The following is a 21864-nucleotide window of genomic DNA, read 5'->3' on the forward strand; positions in this document are numbered from 1 at the left end:
GTTGCATATTAACGTCTAAAGGTGAGTTGTAGGTTTAGCTATTTTAAAAATTAAAGGTATAATCACGCCTTATAAATTTTCTAGGAATGCCTTTTGTTAGCTGTTATTCGTGTCATATTGATGACTTTAGCTTTAGTTTTTATCTCTCTTTGCTCTATTATATTATGTTTGATCCGACCATTTCATCGCGACAATGTCCATCATACGGCTAAGTATCTCGGCAAAGTTTCAAAAATTTTGGGCTTAGAGGTAGAAGTTAGAATACCCGAGTCGATAAAAAATATAGGCCCAGTTGTCTACATTTGTAACCATCAGAATAGTTATGATATTTTTACTGTGCCTGCTGCTGTTCAGCCAGGAACCGTGAGTGTCGGTAAAAAAAGTTTAAAGTGGATACCATTTTTTGGACAAATGTATTGGCTCACCGGTAATATTTTAATTGATCGTAAAAATAAAAATAAAGCCATGAATACAATTGATATGACCGCCAACAAAATTCGAGAAAAAAAATTGTCAGTGTGGTTGTTTCCAGAAGGAACACGTAGTTATGGGCGAGGTTTATTACCTTTTAAAACTGGGGCATTTCGCACAGCCGCAAAAGCAGAAGTACCCATTATTCCTGTTTGTGCGAGCAACACCCATAAAACGATCAACTTGAATCGCTGGGATAATGGCAAAATGATTATTGAATTTTTACCACCAGTCATTTTATCCACCAAAGATAAAGACAAAATTCGAAGCATAACCAATAAAACACGCAGTGATATGTTAGTTAAAATAACACAATTAAGCGAAGAAACGGGTCATGAACTTCCACAAGTAACTGATGAAAATTCACAGAATAAGCAAACAAGTGAGAGCAAATAATGATCGATGAAGAATTGCAAGAATGGAAAGAGCACACTGAAGAGTTAATCGCTATGTTAGTTGAAGATGGCACTAATGAAGAAGTTCATCATACGATAGAACATCATTTTTCTAGTGTCGACTTTGATACTTTAGAAAAAGCTGCGATTACCGCGTTTAAAAATGGCTTTGAAATTGAAGAGCCAGAAGAAGCTGAATTGGAAACGGGTGAAAAGGTTTTTGCTTTCGACATTATTACTGAGCAAGCTTTAGATTTTGATATTATTTTTGATGAAACAAAAAAAATGTTCGAATTGGCAAAACAATGCAAAGTTGATTATGATGGTTGGGGCACATATTTCGAAGAATAATTGATAAAAATACAAATAAAAATAAAAAAGGTTATCCGATGGAATGGTTAAATACTTTATTAAGACCTGAAACATTAGCGCTATTGATTCCGATTGTAGCCATTGTTGGTGCGTTTTCAGTTGCAGCACTAAAAGCACATCACCGGCATCAAGAGCGCATAGAGAAAATTAAAAACGGCTTTAATCCGGATTCATAAAAACGCAAAGTGGTGACACTTTGCGTTTTTTTCTTGCTATAACTCATCAACCTTAACAATCCAACAGTACTATCTTAGCACTTATAAATTTTATGCCTTGTCATGATCCATTTTCCCTCATGAAAAAGTAGATCACTTAATTAATCAAATTGGTATAACAGACAGCTACTTTAAAGCTTAGTTAGGCGTATTTATGCCTGCAGATCTTCATGAAAAAATACCTATTATGGCAAATGGCTATGTTGTCAATAATACCCTCTTATTACGCTTGTTCACTGGATGTTACGAGTCATATAGAATGATATTTCAATTATCTAAAAATCATTTTTTTGTCTCGATATCCGCCATGAAATGTCGAAAAACGTACCCTTTGTGACCAAAAAAGCAACATTTACTTGATCTGACTGAGTCATTATAAAAGCATGACTTGTTGAACCTAACAACAGATTAAGCGTATTAATTTGTTGTTGTCGAAGAATAATAATATTAATCGAGGGAAAGCGGATATGAAAGTGACTACAAAAAAACAGCATCTTAACTTACTTACAAAAAGCATAATATTGGCCAGTTTAGGCGTACCTGCTTTGGCGGTATCTGCAGATGCTGACATTGAAAATATCATTGTCACGTCGACCAAAAGAACAACGTCCATTATGGATGTTCCTTATAATGTTTCAGCGACAACAGCGGAAGCTCTAGAAAAAAAAGGTATAGTCGATTTTTCAAAACTGGCTCAGTCTGTACCCGGGTTAGCTTATACTGACACTGGCGGACGTGATTCTGGCATTAATAGTGGTTTAATTATCCGTGGTTTAAACACCAGTAGTTCAGGGTTTACTGATCTTGCAACCGTTGCTGCTCCCACTGTGTCAGTCTATGTCGATGAAACACCATTATTCTATAATGTGATTTTGAAAGATATTGAACGTGTTGAAGTACTCCGTGGGCCACAAGGTACCTTATATGGTTCAGGTTCATTAGGTGGCACGATCCGATATATTAGTAAAAAGCCCAATGTTGATGAGACTGAATTTGAATTTCATACCCGTGGTTCAAAAACTGACGGTGCTGGTAATATTAACAGTGACACTCATTTGGTACTTAATGTCCCTTTAAATGACAATATGGCGATTCGCGCGGTTGGCGGTTATATCGAACGAGCAGGCTTTATTGATGCCAATAGGCTTTATGCTTATGATGATAATAATCAGCCTATTGCTGCCGACCCTAATGATCCAAATAGCCCGAACAAAGAGTTTTCTAAAAAAGACAGTAATGATGAAACCATTAAACACCTAAAGCTTAGTTGGAGATGGCTGGTTAATGACGACATTAGCGTTACGGCAAGTCATCAAATACAGCAAGATAAATTTGGTGATCGACAAGTGGCTAATGACCAACATACAGATGGTGGTGATTATATAAGTTTACAGCGTATTCGAGAGACTTCAGAGCGAGAACTTAGCTTAAGCTCTTTAGAAATAGAAGCTGATTTAGGTTTTGCTACCTTAACCTCGGCAACCTCAAGTTTTGAAAGTGAATCTGATTTAAACGGTGATTTATCTGCAGAATATTATAATAAAGGCTATTGGGGCGATTATTACTATAATGGTTTTCCGCGTGAGTCCATTATTGGTGAATATGACAAAGACGTGAAAACCTTTAGTCAAGAAATCCGATTATCTTCAAATGGCGACGATAATTTAAGTTGGATTGCTGGGGCTTTTTATAGTAAACAAGAGTTAGGTGTAAGCAACGAAGATTTCCATCGTGGCTTTTATGATTGGCAAGACGATAATAATGGTTATTTTGCTGAGCAAGTGAGAACACTGAACGATTTGGGCGAAAAAAATGACTTGTTTTATGCATCATATCAAGAAGTTGAAGCAACAGATAAAGCATTGTTTGGTGAGCTTTCTTATCAACTAACTGATAAATGGCAAGTTACGGGTGGTGCTCGTTTCTTTAAAACATCGTTTGCCAATAGTATTGAGAACCGTTCGCCGTTATTTGGCGCTTGGAATTCTGATGACGGTGTCGACCCTCGCGGTGTTTACGGTGGCGATAATTCATCAGATATTAGCGATCATATCTTTAAGTTTAATACCTCATATGATATTTCCGATGATGTGATGGCTTATGTGACCTTAGCGGAAGGGTTCAGAAATGGTGGTAGTAATGGTATTCCGACCTCCGGTCCGTGGGCGGAACCCGAAAATTTAGTTAACTATACCAACGATACCGCGCTCAGCCTTGAAATAGGTGCGAAAGGCTATGCACTGGATAAAAAGTTACGCTTTAATGTTGCCGCTTATCGCATTGATTGGGACGATGTTATTTTAACAACGTCATCACCTAATGGTGGTTTTACTATCCTTACAAATGGTAAAACAGCGAGTTCTCAAGGACTGGAGCTTGAAGGGCATTACAGTATTACCGATGATTTAAATATCACGGCTGGCTACGCATATACCGATGCAAAGTTGACCGAAGATTTTTCTACCGATGGTATTAATGGTGTTGATGGCGATAAATTACCTGGTGTACCTGAAAATATGGTCACATTAGCGATAAACTACTTTCAATACATTGATAGCTTAGAGGTTTCTTATCATCTGAATGGCTCGTTTACGGATGAAGTAACCACGGCATTTTCAACCGATACAGATAACTTTACTCATGTTGATAGTTACACGATGTTGAACGCTTCGGTTTTTATCAAGCTTAATGATAACTTAAGTGTCAATTTATTTGTTGATAATATTACCAATGAAAGGGCGCCAACCAATACCCGAGGCTCAAAGTTTGCCGCGCTTGATCCAACTAAGCGTGATATTTATAGCTATGTTGCTCGTCCGCTTACGGTAGGTCTTGGTCTTAAATATACTTATTAAATTCTCAGGTGAAATAACCTAGGTTAAATAAGTCGTTAACATATATATTGGCTGGTAGGCTATTCAAGACATCATCTTGAATAGCCGCTGGTCATTTTTGTTTTAAACGTTACGGTATTTTATCGTTCATCACTTACTATGTGAGTAAGTAGAGTAAGTAGAGAAATTTCGCTATGGCAAACGCAGATAACAATATCGCAGAGCAAACATTTGAGCAGGTGCTTCAACAAGTAAAAAATAAACAATATATCAATGCAGAAAAAGCATGTCGGCAATTGCTGCTTACTTTCCCACAATACATACCAGCATGGCAATTACTCTCGCAAATACAATTAATGAATAAACAGCCTAAAGACGCTTTAGATTCAATTAATAAAATATTGCAGTTAAATCCTGATGATATTCCGACTAAGCTTAAAAAAATAAAATGTTTACATGCTTGCGAAAAATTTAAAGAAGCAAAGGACTTAGCGTTAAAGGTTTATGCTTTAGCCCCTGAAAATTCAGAATGGTGTGGTGTTTTGGGGGCATGTTTAAGTAGTTTAAAGCTCTACCCACAGGCATTGCAGCTCTATCTCGATCTCGTTCAGCGAGGGCATAAAAGTGCTTCGTTGTTTTATAATATCGCTACCATTGAGCGTTTTTTGGGTAATATGCCGGCTGCAGAATCGGCATTAAATAAAGCCATTGAATTTAATCCTCAAGATTATGAAGCCATAGCCTTACGTTCTGACATTATTACGCAAAAAACCGATAATAATCATATTAAACAGTTACAAGAGCTTTTGGAACAAGGCATCAAAGAGCCAAAAAATAGTGTCAAAATTAACTATGCATTGGCCAAAGAGCTTGAAGATATCGGCAACTATCAAGCCTCATTTCGATATTTAAAAGCCGGTGCTGATATCCGTAGAGAACACATGCAGTATGATGCGGAAAAAGAAACCCAAACCATTGCACGTGTTATGCAAAGTTTTAATCAATCTTGGCGAAATAACACAGCTAAAGGTTCGTCTAAACAAGCGCCTATCTTTATTATTGGCTTGCCACGCACAGGCACTACTCTGGTTGAACGTATCCTAGAAAGTCACTCTGAAGTAACCTCTGCCGGTGAGTTGAATAATTTTGCCACCACTTTAGTGGACTTGTGCCAACGCTTAAAACACGAAACAAAAGATAAGTCGGCTGACCTTGTCGCGCTTAGCCAAAATGTTGATTTTGATCAATTAGGTAAAGCGTATGTAACCAGTATTGCTGAACTTGTGCCTGCAGAAGATCGGTTGATTGATAAAATGCCCTTGAATTTTCTGTACGCTGGTCTCATTCATCAGGCGTTACCGAATGCTAAGATTATTCATCTGCGCCGTCATCCGCTTGATACTTGTTACGCTATTTATAAAAAATTATTTAAAAATTCTTATGCGTTTTCTTATAACTTGGAAGAAATAGCCAATTATTACATTGCCTATGACAAACTGATGCAGCATTGGCATGAGCTTATGCCAGGGGTGATTTATGATATTGAATATGAACAGCTGGTTAATCATTCGGAAGCAGAAACCAAGCGATTATTAGCGTTTTGTGACTTGCCTTGGCAAGCGCAGTGCTTACGCTTTTATGATAATAAAAGTGCGTCAACCACCGCCAGTGCTGCGCAAGTTAGGCAACCGATCTACAACCACTCAGTTGCCAAATGGCGCCACTATGAAAAAGAGCTTATGCCATTAATTCAGAGGCTTAAAGCTGCTAAAATTAAGTTATAGTGATTAAAACGCCTAACGAATGATTTAATTAATCTGTTAGGCGTTATTAGTTTTTGTGCTGTTATTTTAACTGTCTGTACTTGGTATTTAGCGTGGATATATATATCATCACGCTAAATTCTGCACATGTTCAACTGGGTATCGTTCGGTATTCGTCTTCTTTTTTCGGGGTCGAGTTTTTAAGCTTTAGCGCATTGGTCGCATCTTCATCACTGTGCCTTTTCGTTACCATCCAAAAAATAACTAAGCTGGCAATGCTGGTGAAGATGGCCAATAGATAGACATAGATAAAGTTGCCATCAAAAATCAAAATGCCTGCCATTGCCGGACCGACAGCGCCACCTATGGATTGAAAAGCAGGTATCATGGCAGCATAGCTGCCGTCTTTATCGGTTTTATTGACCGCTAATAACTGATAAGGCAAGCAAAAATTCCACGCGCTGGCATAAATAAGGGCAGATAACGCGTAAACCCATTTGTTATCACTGATCATCCAAAGGACTACTGATATGAAAAATAGCCCAATGCCAAATATCATTGGCTTTAATATACCGTAACGACTACCCACTTTAATGGCCAAAAATGCGCCAATTGAGCAAAGCACCAATACCGCCCCTAGCACAATACCAATAAATTCATAATCCATGTTTTTTGATACCGCGATTCGTTCTAAAAAGCCCCAAATACCAGTTTGGCCAATAAAGTAAATACCAATACCACCGAGGGCGATCAACGAAGGCACTGAAACTTTGCTTGGCATTTTACTGGTGGTTGCATGTTGAACTATGCTGCTAGTTCTATCATCAGTACTCGGCATGGAGAAAAGGAAAAATAGCGAGAAGGCAAATAACCCTGCAATGGTAAACAGCAAACCAGCGTAACCATAGTTGGGCGTAACGTGCAGTTGCAGAAAATAAATCACCGCACCGGCTACTACGACTTGTAAGCCTAACCCTAGGCTATAAGCTTTCGTGGGATCTTGTAAACCGCTGATACAACACATAACGCAAGCTTGCGCGACACCGCAGGCTAAACCTGTAATCGTTAGTAAAATTAAGAAGCCATTATAGTCTACAAAAGCAGCGGCATATAAAGACAGTACCGAAACAATGGTTGCTAGGCCGATCATCAGCTTCCAATTCAGCTTTCTGACCCATAAAACACTGGATAAGTTAGCGACCATTTGGCCGATTAAATACACGGTACCTAATAAGCCTATTTGTGGTTCACTATAACCTTTTAGATCCGCGGCGGAGCCTAAAATTATAAAGAGTACGTTATAAATAATATTATTTACGGTGAGAAAAATACCAATGCTGAGCAGTACCGCCCAGGTGTCAGTCATTTTTTTATTCACGTGCTGTTGCTGATTTGACGTATGTTCTAACATTTATAACACCTGTAATTTGGTTTGTTCATTCAAAACCAAAAGCTTAGTTGATGAATTTTTTTATCGTGCTTGTTATTTGAACATGGCAATAGTTTTGGCCTGATAGTGCTAAACTTGCATGGCTTTTATTTCTATAAATTCTTTTAAGCCATCTTCGCCCCATTCTCTGCCGTTACCCGATTGCTTATAACCACCAAAAGGGGCTTGGTAGTTAAATTGTGCACCGTTGATAAAGACTTGTCCTGACTTGATTTTTTTCGCTATTGTTATCGCCTGCGCTTTATTAGCGGCCCAAACTGCGCCTGATAGACCAAAAATACTGTCATTGGCAATCTCAATAGCTTGGTCAATATCGTCATAAGGAATGATTGACAGCACAGGGCCAAAAATTTCTTCTTGCGCTATGGTCATTGTATTTTCTACATCGGCAAAAATAGTGGCGTTAACATAGTAGCCAGTGCTTAATCCTGCGGGTTTACCTAATCCCCCAGTCACTAAGCGAGCTCCTTCATTAATTCCTTGTTGAATGTAGTCTAAAACGCTTTGTTGCTGATGTGCTGACACTAAAGGTCCCATATCACTGCGTGAATCTAGCGGACTACCAATCACAATTGTCTCTGCTTCCGATTTCGCAATGGTTATGGCTTGCTCGTAATGACTGCGCGGTATTAACATGCGACTTAATGCAGTGCAGGTTTGGCCAGAATTACACATAATATCTTCGACGCCGTACTTTACAGCCGCCTCAAGATCAGCATCTTCGGTAATGATAAGCGCAGATTTACCACCCAGCTCTTGGCAAACTCGTTTTACTGAATCGCTTGCGGCTTTCATGACACTGACGCCCACTTGGTTCGAGCCGGTAAATGACACCATATCAACATCGGGATGCGTACAAAGTGCATCACCGATTTCACGTCCAGGTCCAGTCACAATATTTAAAACGCCGGCTGGTAAACCTATTTCGGCACAAATCTCAGCTAAAAAGAAAGCGCTTAATGGTGCTTCGACACTGGGCTTGACGATCATAGTGCAGCCAGCAGCAATAGCGGGAGCAATCTTGCCAATGAGTTGATGTAACGGATAATTCCAAGGACAGATCAAGGCGCAAACACCAATGGCTTCTTTCACTATAATGGAGTTGCCCACTTGCTCGCTATCATCCATTAAATGGGCATAGTTAATATAAGATATGATGCCTTGAATAGGACCTCTAACTTGAATATCTAAAGCTAAATGGCGCGGCATGCCTAGTTCGTCAGAAATTAATGCTGCAAGTTCATGTTCTCGTTCTGTGAGTTTTTTCGCTAATACAGTAAGAAAATGTGCTCGTTCAGCGCCGGAGGTGCTCGACCAACTTTTAAACGCTGTTTTTGCTGCTTGTACTGCGCGATTTACGTCATCGCGATTACCTGAGATAACACTGGCTATCGCTTGCTCTGTGGCCGGATTGGTGACTGTTGAATATTGCTCGCTGGTTGAACTTTGCCAGTCACCATTGATAAACAGTTGTTGATAATTAATCATTTATTACTCCGGTCAGTATTAATGGACAGCTGTTCCATTAATACTGACTTTATTATTTAGTAGAACAAAGCCTTAGCCTAAATCTTAGCCTAAATCTTGCTGATGCTTATTTGCTTGAATATAATCAATGCAGGCGGCAATTCGATGACTCGCTTTCACTAAATCTTCTTCTGAAACACCTAGACTCACTCTGATGTGACCTTCGCCTGATGGGCCAAAAGCAACACCAGGTAAGGTGGCAACATCAAATTTATTGAGCAGTAATTCCGCCATGTCTTGGCTCGACATACCGGTCGCTCTAATATCAACCATTAAAAACATGCCCGCTTCTGGCAAGTGACAATGAATACCTTCAATATTTTTCAGCTGTTGATAAAATACATCACGGCGGCGCTGATAAGTTTGTCGCATTTGCTCAAGCTCGGGTAACTTGGTGGTAAGGGCAACTTTTGCGGCGTCTTGGATAAATGCTGGACTACCAAATAGCATACACAGGGTTAAGTTACCCAAATGTAAGGCCATTTCTTCAGGGCAGACTACCCAACCTAAACGCCAGCCTGTCATGGCATGAGATTTTGATAAACTATTAATGGTGATAGTGCGCTCAGCCATACCAGGCAGTGCGCAAGGACTAAAGTGCTCGGTGCCAAAGGTAACGGTTGAATACACTTCATCTGAAATAAGCCATAAATCATGTCGCTTACATATCTCTGCTACGGCTTCCATGGTACTGCGCGGAAAAACCGCACCGGTTGGGTTGTTAGGGCTATTGATTAAAATAGCGGTGGTTTTATCGGTAACAGCAGCAGCAATATCTTCCGGCAAAACTTGAAAGTTATTTTCTGGTCGCATCGGCACTTTAATTACCTTAGCACCCGTGGCATTGAATAAGGCTTCATAAGTGGTGTACATAGGCTCAGGAATAATCACTTCTGCACCCGCTTCCATAATACATTGTGCCGCACCATATAATGCACATTGGGCGCCATTCATCACCACAACTTGTGCTTTACTGACTTTTTGACCTGTGGACTGACTATGCCAGTCGGCTATGATAGTTCTTAACTCGGCATCACCAACGACATCGGTGTAATGCGTTGCGCCGGTTTGTAAGCCGTTGATTGCCGCATCTATTATTGGCTGAGGGGTATCGAAGTCAGGATCACCAACGGCAAGAATGACGACATCGTCTCCGGCTTTTTGTCGATCCATTGCACGATATAGAATTTGCCAAGCATCAGCAGAGTCACCGCCTATGCGGGTAGTTAAGGCAGAATATTTCATGCTGATGCTCCTGATAAGTGCGTAGTTGAACGTAGATAGTTTTCGTTCATTTGGATTAAGGTCACGCCTTTGAAGGTAAAGGCGTCGCGTAAATTTTGTTCTAGTGCCTGCAATGAATCTGGTTTGGCGGTATTGCAGCCAAAGCCTTGAGCAATTTTAATAAAGTCCGGAGTTTTAGGGTTAACGCCAATGGGCTCTATGCCTTGCGCCACCATATCGTCTCGTATTTGTCCTAAGCTATCGTTGTTCCATAATAAAACAACCAACGGCGATTTAAGCTCTTCACAGGCCGTGGCTAATTCTTGAATGGTATATAAAATACCGCCATCGCCTGCCAAAACTAAACCTGGGCGTTCAGGGGCGCCAAACTTAGCACCGATACTGGCCGGTAATGCATAACCTAAGGTGCCATAGCCTGTGGGGTGTAGCCATGAACGCGGTTTATTAACCTCAAATAAGTAATTACCTGTGTAGGCTATTTGCGTCATATCGGCAGAGATAAAGCTATCATCAGGTAAAACACGGGCGACAACATCCAGCACTTGTTGGTGTATTTTTTGTAACGGTTCAACGTCGGTTTTTACTCGATTTTTCAATGTCTTCAACATGGCCGTTGTGCTCTGAGCGTTTACTTTCTCTGCGCTTGATAACGCTTTGTAAAAGGCGTCTAGCGTACAAGCAGCATCGGCGATAATTGGCAGATCGGCCAAATACAAGTCATTCATTTTTTCTGGATCAATATCGACACGAATTAGTTTGCCTGAAAGTGGCAGTTTCTCTCGCCACATATCGGTTTCGGCTAACTCGGTACCTACTGCTAAAATAACATCGGCATCTGCTAAAAATTGCCAGCTTGGCTCAACGCATAATATTGAACCGGCGTAGAGCGGATGATCCGTTGGTAGTAACCCTTTTGCTGCCACCGTGGTAAATACCGCTGCGCCAAGCTGTTCTGCTAATTGTTGCAGCTCACCGCCTGCTGCTATTGCACCACCGCCGGCGATAATGATCGGTTTTCTTGCTTGACTGAGCATGTCGGTTGCTTGTATCACTGTGCGATTTTGTGGTGCAGGTCGGGGAGCTAACTGCACTGGCTTACTTAACCAATCGTTATTAATTGGCGCGTTAATCACATCAAGCGGCAATTCTATAAATACCGGTCTAGGACGTTCACTATTGAAAATACTAAAAGCTCTGGCAATAAGAGCAGGCACTTCGCTTGGGCTATATGCGGTGGCACTAAAAGCGGTAATAGGCGTGGTAATAGCGCGCTGATCTTTAGTTTCGTGTAATTCACCACGTCCGCGACCCATAGAGTTAACTTTGTTCACGCTACTGATCACTAGCATAGGAATGGAGTCAGCAAACGCTTGCCCCATAGGGGTGGCAATATTGGTTACACCAGGACCTGTGATGGTAAAACAAACGCCGGGCTTGCCTGTGACACGAGCATAGCCGTCGGCCATAAAGCCAGCGCCTTGTTCATGTCGGGCTAATACATGTTGTATGGTACTGCCACTTAAACCGTCATAGAGATCCAACGTATGAACACCCGGGATACCAAAAACGGTATCAACACCATAGGCTTCTAGTAGTTTGACCAACGCTTGTCCACAGGTAAGTTCATTTATTATCTTTGTTGTCATGGTGTAAACCTCTTTAACGCAATTTAGTATGTTGTTATACGACCGTACAATAATTAGCTGGGAAGAAGCTTGCTGTACGGTCGTTCAATAGTGGTTTAAAAATTTTTGCTAGCCCATTTCTTATAAATTAACGGCCGCTATTTAAACCTGTCGTCATTTTTTGTTAGTAACTGTTTTGTGCTATTAAGCTAGCATGTTACTATACGAGTGTACAATAGCGTGCTGTCACTTTATTTTTTTATTTAATTTATTACTATATATATTAGTCGGTTAAGTTTAAATCGACATAAATAACAACGTGTTTTAGGGAAATACCATGAAAGGTTTATTTGCTAGTCCAGCAAAAACAGGCACACGATTAAGCCCAGATGAAAGGCGATTAGCACTTATTGATGCCACATTGCGCTGTATAATCAAAGAAGGCCATGCCGGGCTGTCTGTACGTAAAGTTTGCCAGGAAGCGGGAGTCTCTGCGGGGCTTTTAACGCACCATTTTTCTGGTAAAGAAGAGTTGCTTACCGAGGCTTATCGTTATTTAACCAAAGATATCTACACACGCATTAATCAATCGTTAGCCCATGCAAGCGATCCCTCTGCACTGAATAAATTACGCTTATTTATCGATGTGAGTTTTCGCCGGCCAGTATTAGATAAAGACTATTTAATGATTTGGTTGGTGTTTTGGGGCTTGAGCAAACAAAAACCGGCAATAGCTGTACTACGCAATGAAGTGAATAACAAAGTCATAATGACACTAGAAAATCTGATGGCCGAAACGGTAAAAGAACTCGCTATTGAAGGTATTAACATTCGACTTGCTGCAACTGGTCTGTCGGCGTTAATGGATGGATTATGGCTAGAATGGTCGCTAAACCCAAGTAACTTTTCACCTGATGAGGCGGCAAAAATTTGTCAATGCTGGGTAGATGCCCTCGTCAATAATTGTTTAAAACGCCTGGCATAGAGAGTCGTTCTTACTTAGTTTCTTCTATCATCCGTCGGCGTTTTACCTAATATTCTTTTATAAGAGCGGTTAAAAGAAGCCCGTGAACTGTAACCTGAGCGGATAGCGATTGCGGTGGTATTTAAACTGGTTTCTGTTAACAGTCGCTGTGCGAACATGATCCGTAATCTTGAGTAGTAACCGGCGATGCTATTACCTAAAACCTTCTTAAAGTCTCGCTCTAATTGGCGTTGAGACACGAACGTTTGTCCGGCTATTTCAGCAACAGTTAATGGTGTTTCTATGTTGCGTTCCATAAGTTTTATTGCGCGAGCCAGCCGTGGTGTCTGATTTTCTATCATCGCCGGCACGTGCTCACGTTGTGGGGTACTGCCCGAACGCTCGGTATCAAAAATGAGTAAGTCAGATACTGCAATGGCTATTTCTTTACCAAAATCATGACTTATAATCGACAGCATTAGATCAAGTGCAGTAGTCGCCCCACCCGAACTTATACGATTTCGGTCAATAACATAGCGATTATTGCAAACATCGACCTGACGAAACTGCTCGCTAAAGGTCTCAATTTCAGCCCAATGAATCGTCGCACGATATCCATTAAGTAATTTAGCTTTTGCCAGAGGATAACTGCCTGAATCTAGCCCGCCAATGACTTTTATATGGTTTTTCAATTGGCGTAATTTTTCGATTACCGCATCTGTACTGTGCCTTTGATAGTTATAGCTTGCTAACACAATCAACACATCTGGCTTTTCTGACTCTAGCAATTGATTAATACCAAAGTTTACGCGCATTTCAAAACCACTGGAGCTAGTTACGGCATTACCATCCATCGATACTAAAGACCATTGGTAACCAGGGCCATCAATAAAACTGTTAGCCGCTCTTAGAGGTTCAATAGAATTAAATAAGCATAAATTACTAAATTCTGGCAGCAATAAGTAACAGTAGTGTTTCATTGTCATTTTATCTCGTTATTAGGGGGTATTGGAAATATAAAAAGTCTGTGTCCATAGTAAGCAGCAAATGGCATTTAGCTTTTCCTGAAAAATATGTCGTACTAATGAAAAAGGGTTGAACATTTACTCATCGCTATGTCGAAAAGTGTATCTATTTTGGCAAATAAAGCAACTTGTTAGCGAGATTGTTTGATTAGTATGGTTTTGTCACTAGGTAAATGTTTTTTAGTCCTTAACAAATAAAGTTTAAGTTTTGTGCTAAAAGCCTTTTAATATTTCGATAACAACCTGCCTAGTTGCTCAATTTATATTCCATGCTCAGTTGAATCAGGATGAAAGTTATGTCATTTGCTCGTTTTCTGCAACCACGCAATATCGCCATCATCGGTGGAAGAGAAGCTGAAGAGGTTATTCGTCAATGTATCAACTCTGGCTATCAAGGAGAACTTTGGCCTGTACACCCAAAAAAGCAGCAGATTGCTGGTCTCAAAGTTTACCCTTCAGTTAAAGATTTACCAGCAGCACCTGATGCGGCTTATGTCGCGGTAAATAGACATTTAACATTATCGATTGTTGCTGAGCTAGCGGAACTTGGCGCGGGTGGCGCTATTTGTTATGCGACTGGCTTTTCCGAATCAGGAGAAGAAGGGCAAGCATTAGAGAAAGAGCTGTTGAAAGTATCGGGAAATATGCCGCTATTAGGACCAAACTGTTACGGTTTAATTAATTATGTTGACCAAGCCATTATTTGGCCGGACCAACATGGTGGTGAAAAAGTTGAATCTGGTGTCGCTATAATTACGCAGTCTTCTAATGTGGCAGTTAATTTAACCATGCAGCAGCGCGGACTTCCTATCAGTTACATGGTTTCCTTAGGTAATAAGGTAAAATTTGATCTTCATGATGCCATTAGAGAATTTGCTAAACAAACCAGTGTTACCGCGATAGGTCTTTACATTGAGGGGATTAGCGACCCAAGTGCTTTTGAAAGTGCGGTGCGTTTTGCTCGCGAACTCGGTAAACCTGTAGTGGCTATTAAGTCAGGTCGCTCGGCAGCAGCGCAAAAAATAACGATGTCACATACGGCTTCTTTAGCTGGTTCAGATGAGTTGATTTCCACCTTATTTACACGCAATGGTGTAGGCCGGGTCTATTCGATGGAGGGATTAATTGAAGCACTAAAAGTCCTGCATGTTCATGGTCCATTAAATGGCTATCAACTCGGTTCAATGAGCCCGTCTGGCGGCGATGGTGCGCTAGTGGCTGATGCTGTTGAAGCAGGACGACTTGAATTGTCTGTATTGTCAGATAATCATCAAAATAGTATTAGAAATACGGTGCATGACTTAGTCTCGGTTTCAAATCCATTAGATTATCAACTGTTTGATTGGTTAGACACGACAAGATTGGCCTCTACTTTTACTGCCTTTATCGAGCAAGAGTTTGATATATCGCTCTGTGTTTTTGATTATCCACGTCCGGATCGTTGTACGGATGAAAACTGGCAGCCAGCGCAGCAAGCTATCATTAATGCGGTAGCGCAAACGAAAGCCAAAGTCGCGGTGCTTGCAACAATGCCAGAATGTATGCCAGAAAGTACCGCGAAACACTTAATGGCTAACTCAATAGTGCCTTTAGCTGGACTTAAAGCGGGGATAGAAGGGTTGCAAGCCGCCGCGGATATTGGTATCGCGTGGCAGTCGCCATTACCGGTCGAGATATTGAGTAGTAAAATAAGCGCTGCAAATGCACCGCTAACACTGTTAGACGAAGCGCAAGCAAAGCAACGCCTAGCTGAATTTGGCGTGGTGGTGCCTAAAAGTGAAATTGTCACTTGCCCTGAGCAAGCCCGTCACTCAGCAGGCAAACTTAACTATCCACTAGTTGTTAAAGCCTTAGGTGTAGCGCACAAAACTGATGTTGGCGCCGTAAAGTTAAATCTGAATTCGGCCGATGAGGTCAGCCAAGCTGTAAAAGCTATGGCACATTTAGCAGAACGTTTTCTAATTGAAGAGATGATTGATGAAGTGGTTGCTGAAATTATCGTCGGTGTGGTGCGAGATGAGCAATTTGGCCTTTATCTTGTAATTGGCGCTGGCGGTATTTTAGTTGAATTAATGCGTGATAGTCGCTCGTTACTATTACCCGTTAGCCGCCAAGAAGTGCTGAGTGCCTTGCAGAGTTTACGTAGTGCGGTTTTGTTCAACGGTTTTCGTGGACGTGAAATCGCCGACCTTGATGCGGCAGTTGATGCCATTTTAGCGATAGCTCATTTTGCGGAAGAAAATCGCGATAAAATCGAAGAATTAGATATTAACCCATTAATGCTTCGCGCTAGTGGTAAAGGGGCCGTTGCCGCCGATGCGTTATTAAGTATCAGAGCATAAGATAATTGTTAGCGAGGTAACGCTAATGCATAAATTTTTTACAGGAGAAGCGAAATGTCAGAATATTTACATGTAAGCACCAAAGGCCAAATACTTGAAATAGTGTTAGATAAGCCAAAAGGTAATGCGATTGATGCCAAGTTAAGCCGAGAAATGGGCAAGGTATTTGCGCAGTTTCGCGATGATCCTGAACTTCGGGTAGCTATTTTAACTGGCGCGGGCGAAAAGTTTTTTTGCGGTGGTTGGGACTTAAATGCCATTGCCGAAGGTGAAGAATATACCGGTGATTTCGGTGAAGGTGGCTTTGGCGGATTTCCTGAAATGGACACGTTACTCAAACCTGTTATATGTGCGGTTAATGGCTATGCATTAGGCGCCGGCTTTGAAATGTTACTTAATGCAGATTTTGTCGTTGCGGCTGACAATGCCCAATTTTGGCTGCCTGAATCACAAGTGGGCGTTGTGCCAGACATCGCCTCGTTCGTACTACCTAAAATAATGCCTCGGGTTAAGGCGATGGAGTTATTGTTAACCGGTAAACGGTTAAGCGCGAACGAAGCGGCGGACCTTGGCTTAGTAAATTCGGTGGTACCACAAGCACAGTTGTTAGCACATGCTTACGAACTTGCAGAAAAAATTATGAAATCAGCTCCGCTTTCTGTTGCCGCGATTAAAGAAGTGGTTAGAGAAACAGAAACGCTGTCATTTGCCCAAAGTTACCAGGAGCTGCGCTCAGGAAAATGGCCAGAGTTTCAAAAAATGCTTAAAAGTGAAGATGCTACTGAAGGGGCAAAAGCTCATCAAGAGCGTCGTGAGCCGAAATGGCGTGGCTGTTAACTGAATTGGCAGCAATCAATTTGCTCGTTACTTTATCAAATAAAATTTATATTTAAGGGCCGTATTGTTATGGACTTTCAACTAACAGAAGAACACAACATGCTAATCGAAGCGGTAAATAGCTTCGTTGAAAAAGAATTATTGCCGCATGAAGCCGAAGTTGAACGACTTCGTGAAGTACCTAAAGAACTTGCGGCAAAGATCAGAGATAAAGCCATAGCGGCGGGTTTCTATGCGTTTAATATGCCTGAAAGTGTTGGTGGGCCAGGACTTGACTACCTTTCCCAAGCGATAATTGAACGTGAATTATCTAAAGTGGGTTGGGCGTTACATGTTTATGTAGCAAGACCCAGTAAAATACTGATGGCTTGTAAAGGCAAACAAATCGAAGAATACCTATTGCCTTGTGTACGTGGTGAAAAAGTTGATTGTTTTGCCCTGACGGAACCTGATGCTGGCTCAGACGCGGCAAGTATTAGAACTCGTGCGGTTAGAGACGGTGACGACTTTATCTTAAACGGATCTAAGCACTTTATCAGTCATGCTGGTGATGCCGATTTTGCCATTGTTTTTGCTGTTACTGATGTTATTGAAGTAAAAGGCCGGGCACGTAATCAAGTCACCTCATTCTTGGTTGATACTAATACTCCCGGTTTAGTGATACGAAAAGGACCGACCTGTGTGAGTAACTTAGGTTACGAACAATATGAAATGTTTTTTGATGACTGTCGTGTGCCTGCGGCCAAAATATTGGGTGAAGAGGGTAAAGGCTGGGATGTTGCTAGTGACTGGCTAAATGCCGGACGCGTGATGGTAGCAGCAAATTGTGTCGGACAAGCTCAACGCGCCATGGACTTATCCGTTACTTGGGCGGCTGAGCGTAAACAGTTTGGCGAAGCCATTGGTAAAAAACAAGGGGTGTCTTTCAAGCTAGCAGACATGGCAACCAATATTCGCGCGGCGGACCTTTTAACTTTATATACTGCACAGAAAATGGATCTCGATACCATGACAGATGGTGATGCGGGTATGGCGAAATTATTTGCCAGCGAAACGCTAGGCAAGGTTGCGGATGAAGCGGTACAAATTTTTGGTGGTATGGGTTTAATGGATGAATCGCCAGTAGAGCGTATATGGCGTAATGCCCGCATAGAAAGAATTTGGGAAGGTACTTCTGAGATTCAGCGCCATATTATCTCACGAGAATTGTTACGCACCGTCGAAAGTTAATTTAATCAGTGCGAAATCATCAGTGCTAATGAGTTAGCGCTGATTAAAGCTTGGCTGACTTTGACGAGTTAAATTATTTAGTCCGATTAGTATCGTTACTAACAGGCAAAACAAACTGATTTTTGGAGTAGAAAAAGATGAAAACGTCAATTACTGAAATGTTAAATATAGAGCATCCAGTTATTCAAGGTGGCATGCAGCGTGTGTCAACTGCAGAACTCGTAGCCGCTGTTGCTAATGCTGGCGCATTAGGATTTTTAAGTGCTTTAACGCAGCCTACACCGGCTTTGCTGGCAAAAGAAATTGAGCGCACTCGCTCAATGACGGACAAACCTTTTGGCGTCAATTTGACTATTTTACCAACACTGACACCGCCGCCTTACGAAGAGTATGCGCAAGTTATTATAGATGCGGGTATCAAAGTTGTTGAAACGGCAGGGCGAAGTCCAGCACCGTTTATGCCGATGTTCAATGCGGCCGGTATCAAGGTTATTCATAAATGCACCTCGATTCGTCATGCAAAAAAAGCTCAAGCAGTAGGCTGTGCAGCGGTCACCATTGATGGCTTTGAAGCCGCCGGACACCCAGGCGAAGATGATATTCCTTCGTTGATCTTAGTACCTCGAGCGGTCGATGAATTAGATATTCCGGTTATAGCCTGTGGAGGTTTTAGTGATGGTCGAGGTTTAGCAGCAGCACTAGCATTGGGCGCTGATGCCGTTAGCATGGGAACACGTTTTCTCTGTACGCAAGAAGCCCGCGTTCATCAAAACCTTAAGGATAAGCTGGTTGGTGCAACCGAACTTGATACTCAGCTAATTTTTAGAAAATTTAAAAATACCGCTCGGGTTTTTAAAAATAGCATTTCTATGGAAGTTGCCGCCATTGAAAGTCGAGAGGGGAGCGAATTTGATGATGTCGCGCCATTAGTGTCTGGACAGCGTGGCGGTGAATTACTCGAAAGTGGCGATATGGAGCATGGTATTTGGTGGGCAGGAATGTCTTCTGGCTTAGTTTATGACGTGCCGACTATCGATGAATTGGTGACTCGTATTGTTAGTGATGCTGAAAGTATTATAAAAAATCGATTAATGTCGATAGTGGGTTAAGGCAACTAACTACTGCGGTATTTCATCATTATCGCAGTATGAATACCGTTTATTAGGCATTTAGAAACGTACTGTACTGAGTCACTTGTTATAAAATAACTATCTGACACTTAGCTGCTTTTTAAGCGTATAAAGTAGAACACTTAATTAACCCAATTGGGATTATTTAGCACGGGTTAACAAAAATGAAAAAGCGAACTAATATTTTAGTTCGCTTTTTTGTTTATACAGAAATTGATACTTGTCAGTAGGCAATAGTTAACTATTTAACATTAACTGCACTTTACTAATAGCTTGATTTAATCGGCTTCACACCCATATCATCAGCGAGCTCTTTCGGCATGTAGTTTTCATCGTGTTTGGCTAATACTTCACTTGCTTCAATCATATTACCGTTCACTAAAACGCCGTTAGCGACAATACCTTGCCCTTCACGAAATAAGTCAGGCAATATGCCGTCGTAGGTTACTGTTACTGTAGGATCTGACTCTGAGAAGCTAATCGGCATTCTCATGTCTGCTAGCTTAAAGCTTACGTGTAAACTTTCACGGTCCCGGTGAACACTACCTGGCACGACTAAACCACCAATACGTAATCGTTGGCCATTAATCGCTTTAAGGCCGCTGTCTTCTTTACCTTTGTATATTTCTGAAGGCTTATAAAATAAATCTATATTTTGACTTAGTGCATATAACACTAGACCAGCCACAACACCTAAACCGATGATCAATGACGTTACTATGGTTAATCGTTTCTTACGACGGGGATTCATGATGTTACCTCTTAAATAATATGACTGATATCAGCACCAGTTTGTGCTTTTTGCAGCTCGGCCGCTTGACGTAATTTTGCTTCACGCTTTATGCGTTGGGCGATTTGTTGCTTAATTTTTTTATGGCTACTGAGGCTAGAAAAAACTAATAATGCTAAGGCTATAATACTAGCACCATAAGATAGCCAGACATAAAAGCCATAACCACCCATGTCTAAAAATGCACTGATACTATCAAACTGCATGCGCTTTCTCCTCGTTAGTTACTAATTCACGTACCCAAGGTCGCATGCTGTTACGATTTAATATTTCTGTGCGAAAACGAAGGCATATTAGTGTGGTTACTAAAAAAGCAAAGCCAATAAAGCAAACTAAAAAGGGCCAAAACATATCGGCAGTCATTGATGGCTGACCTAATTTACTTACTGTTGCACCTTGATGTAGTGTATTCCACCACTCAACGGAATACTTAATAATAGGTAAGTTAATAACACCAACTAAGGCGAGAATACCAGCGGCTTTTCCAGCTAAAGTTTTATCCTCAAAGGCATTATGTAAAGCCATAACGCCTAAGTATAAAAATAGTAATATCAGTTCAGAGGTAAGCCTAGCATCCCAAATCCACCAAGTGCCCCACATAGGTTTACCCCAGGCCGCGCCAGTAACCAGTGCGATAAAAGTAAAGGTCGCGCCGATAGGTGCCATAGCTGCCGCTGAAGCGTCTGCCAGTTTTAGTTGCCATACTAAACCGGATAATGCAGCGATGGCCATGCCTAAATAGATCCCCATCGACAACATGGCCGCAGGCACATGAATGTAGAAAATTCTAAAGGTATCACCTTGTTGGTAATCTGCTGGAGCAAATAGCAATGCCCAAGTAATACCTATGGTTAAAAAAGTAAAGGCTAAGCGTGCGCACCAAGGGAGAATTTTACCGGCAAAATGATAGCTAATCTCAGGATTTGCATAAGGGTGTAACCACTTCCACATCATATTAATTTGTACTCACTTTCAGCGCTGCGCTAACAGCAAAGGGGGCCAAGGTTAACGAGGCAAAAAATATTGCCGCGATTATAGCAAGTTGTCCGTTATAAGGTAAGTTCATTGCTGCACTGTCAATGGCACTGGTGGCAAAAATGAGCACAGGAATGTAAAGCGGCAACACGAGTAAGCTTAAAAGCACTCCGCCTTTTTTAATACCGACAGTTAAGGCGACACCTATTGCGCCTAATAAACTCAATACTGGCGTACCTAGCAATAAAGTCAGCATAAGTGCGCTGTAGCTACTTTCATGCAAATGTAGCAATACCGCTAGCAATGGTGCGATGAGTATTAACGGTAAGCCGGTCAGTAACCAGTGAGCAAAAATTTTCCCCAGTACTAAAATAAATATCGGATGAGGGCTTAATAACATTTGTTCGAGCGAACCATCAGCATGATCAGATTTAAATAATCTATCCAGTGACAGCAATGTTGATAATAATGCAGCAACCCAAATAATGCCTGGTGCGATGCGTGATAGCATAGTGCTTTCTGGGCCAACGCCCAACGGAAATAAAGTGACTACAATAATAAAGAAAAGTAATGGATTGATAATATCGTCGCGATGACGAAAAGCGATCATTAGGTCTCTTTTAACAATTAAAGCAAAGGCCGCTCGGTATGAAAGTTGTGTCATGAATAATTAC

19 protein-coding genes are annotated in these 21864 nt (G+C 41.3%); 10 read left to right on the forward strand and 9 right to left on the reverse strand.

Translation table 11 applies throughout. The features are described from left to right. The first annotated feature begins 93 nt into the window (after nt 1-93). The 5 genes from B5D82_RS00625 to B5D82_RS00640 all read left to right on the forward strand — a co-directional run bounded on the left by B5D82_RS00625 (nt 94) and on the right by B5D82_RS00640 (nt 6071). A complete protein-coding gene (locus B5D82_RS00625; protein ID WP_081148390.1) occupies nt 94-867 on the forward strand; it encodes a 1-acylglycerol-3-phosphate O-acyltransferase in 774 nt (257 codons plus the stop codon). Beyond that, entirely contained in the window at nt 867-1217 is a 351-nt protein-coding gene (gene rraB, locus B5D82_RS00630) for a ribonuclease E inhibitor RraB (protein WP_081148392.1), read from the forward strand. The genes B5D82_RS00625 and rraB overlap by 1 nt, the downstream gene beginning before the upstream one ends. A 38-nt stretch (nt 1218-1255) precedes the next feature. Beyond that, nucleotides 1256-1414 carry a hypothetical protein gene (locus B5D82_RS19815; RefSeq protein ID WP_157673818.1) on the forward strand — a complete coding sequence of 53 codons (159 nt, stop codon included), beginning with the start codon at nt 1256-1258 and terminating at the stop codon, nt 1412-1414. Nucleotides 1415-1920: 506 nt separating this feature from the next. Further along, complete coding sequence (locus B5D82_RS00635) at nt 1921-4308, forward strand: TonB-dependent receptor (RefSeq protein ID WP_081148394.1); 2388 nt, start codon at nt 1921-1923, stop codon at nt 4306-4308. A 173-nt stretch (nt 4309-4481) separates the two neighbouring features. Beyond that, nucleotides 4482-6071, forward strand: coding sequence for a tetratricopeptide repeat-containing sulfotransferase family protein (locus B5D82_RS00640; protein ID WP_081148396.1), 1590 nt, complete (start codon nt 4482-4484; stop codon nt 6069-6071). Between the two features lie 130 nt (nt 6072-6201). On the opposite strand, the gene B5D82_RS00645 is transcribed toward B5D82_RS00640, so the two are convergent. The 4 genes from B5D82_RS00645 to B5D82_RS00660 form a co-directional block, all read right to left on the reverse strand. After that, nucleotides 6202-7461, reverse strand: coding sequence for an MFS transporter (locus B5D82_RS00645; RefSeq protein ID WP_081148398.1), 1260 nt, complete (start codon nt 7459-7461; stop codon nt 6202-6204). Nucleotides 7462-7569: 108 nt separating this feature from the next. Then, a complete protein-coding gene (locus B5D82_RS00650) occupies nt 7570-8988 on the reverse strand; it encodes an aldehyde dehydrogenase family protein (RefSeq protein WP_081148400.1) in 1419 nt (472 codons plus the stop codon). 84 nt (nt 8989-9072) lie between these two features. Then, complete coding sequence (locus tag B5D82_RS00655; RefSeq protein WP_081148402.1) at nt 9073-10272, reverse strand: pyridoxal phosphate-dependent aminotransferase; 1200 nt, start codon at nt 10270-10272, stop codon at nt 9073-9075. Further along, on the reverse strand, nt 10269-11918 hold the full coding sequence (locus B5D82_RS00660) for a 5-guanidino-2-oxopentanoate decarboxylase (RefSeq protein WP_081148404.1): 1650 nt from the start codon (nt 11916-11918) through the stop codon (nt 10269-10271). The genes B5D82_RS00655 and B5D82_RS00660 overlap by 4 nt, the downstream gene beginning before the upstream one ends. Nucleotides 11919-12234: 316 nt before the next feature. On the opposite strand from B5D82_RS00660, the gene betI reads away from it, so the two are divergent. Beyond that, entirely contained in the window at nt 12235-12882 is a 648-nt protein-coding gene (betI, locus tag B5D82_RS00665) for a transcriptional regulator BetI (protein WP_081148406.1), read from the forward strand. 14 nt (nt 12883-12896) lie between these two features. Here the strand turns inward: betI and B5D82_RS00670 are convergent, their stop codons facing one another. Further along, the gene (locus B5D82_RS00670; RefSeq protein ID WP_081148407.1) at nt 12897-13847 is read right to left on the reverse strand and encodes a GlxA family transcriptional regulator; all 951 of its coding nucleotides are present in this window, start codon (nt 13845-13847) and stop codon (nt 12897-12899) included. Nucleotides 13848-14182: 335 nt separating this feature from the next. On the opposite strand from B5D82_RS00670, the gene B5D82_RS00675 reads away from it, so the two are divergent. The 4 genes from B5D82_RS00675 to B5D82_RS00690 all read left to right on the forward strand — a co-directional run bounded on the left by B5D82_RS00675 (nt 14183) and on the right by B5D82_RS00690 (nt 19404). Further along, nucleotides 14183-16228 carry an acetate--CoA ligase family protein gene (locus B5D82_RS00675; RefSeq protein WP_172820611.1) on the forward strand — a complete coding sequence of 682 codons (2046 nt, stop codon included), beginning with the start codon at nt 14183-14185 and terminating at the stop codon, nt 16226-16228. Between the two features lie 54 nt (nt 16229-16282). Then, entirely contained in the window at nt 16283-17065 is a 783-nt protein-coding gene (locus tag B5D82_RS00680) for an enoyl-CoA hydratase-related protein (protein ID WP_081148411.1), read from the forward strand. A gap of 69 nt (nt 17066-17134) precedes the next feature. Next, a complete protein-coding gene (locus B5D82_RS00685; protein WP_081148412.1) occupies nt 17135-18295 on the forward strand; it encodes an acyl-CoA dehydrogenase family protein in 1161 nt (386 codons plus the stop codon). A 137-nt stretch (nt 18296-18432) separates the two neighbouring features. Further along, nucleotides 18433-19404: an NAD(P)H-dependent flavin oxidoreductase gene (locus tag B5D82_RS00690; RefSeq protein WP_081148414.1), complete on the forward strand. Its 972-nt coding sequence runs from the start codon at nt 18433-18435 to the stop codon at nt 19402-19404. A 286-nt stretch (nt 19405-19690) separates the two neighbouring features. On the opposite strand, the gene ccmE is transcribed toward B5D82_RS00690, so the two are convergent. From ccmE to ccmB, 4 genes are read right to left on the reverse strand one after another with little or no spacing between them, the layout of a single operon-like run. Continuing rightward, the gene (gene ccmE, locus B5D82_RS00695) at nt 19691-20176 is read right to left on the reverse strand and encodes a cytochrome c maturation protein CcmE (RefSeq protein ID WP_081148415.1); all 486 of its coding nucleotides are present in this window, start codon (nt 20174-20176) and stop codon (nt 19691-19693) included. An 11-nt stretch (nt 20177-20187) separates the two neighbouring features. Next, nucleotides 20188-20421 carry a heme exporter protein CcmD gene (ccmD, locus tag B5D82_RS00700; protein WP_081148417.1) on the reverse strand — a complete coding sequence of 78 codons (234 nt, stop codon included), beginning with the start codon at nt 20419-20421 and terminating at the stop codon, nt 20188-20190. Then, nucleotides 20411-21166, reverse strand: coding sequence for a heme ABC transporter permease (locus tag B5D82_RS00705; protein ID WP_081154218.1), 756 nt, complete (start codon nt 21164-21166; stop codon nt 20411-20413). Before B5D82_RS00705 ends, ccmD begins: the two co-directional genes overlap by 11 nt. A gap of 4 nt (nt 21167-21170) precedes the next feature. Continuing rightward, a complete protein-coding gene (ccmB, locus tag B5D82_RS00710) occupies nt 21171-21854 on the reverse strand; it encodes a heme exporter protein CcmB (protein ID WP_081148418.1) in 684 nt (227 codons plus the stop codon). Between the last annotated feature and the right edge of the window lie 10 nt (nt 21855-21864).

The sequence above is a fragment of the Cognaticolwellia beringensis genome, from assembly GCF_002076895.1.
GTDB lineage: Bacteria > Pseudomonadota > Gammaproteobacteria > Enterobacterales > Alteromonadaceae > Cognaticolwellia > Cognaticolwellia beringensis.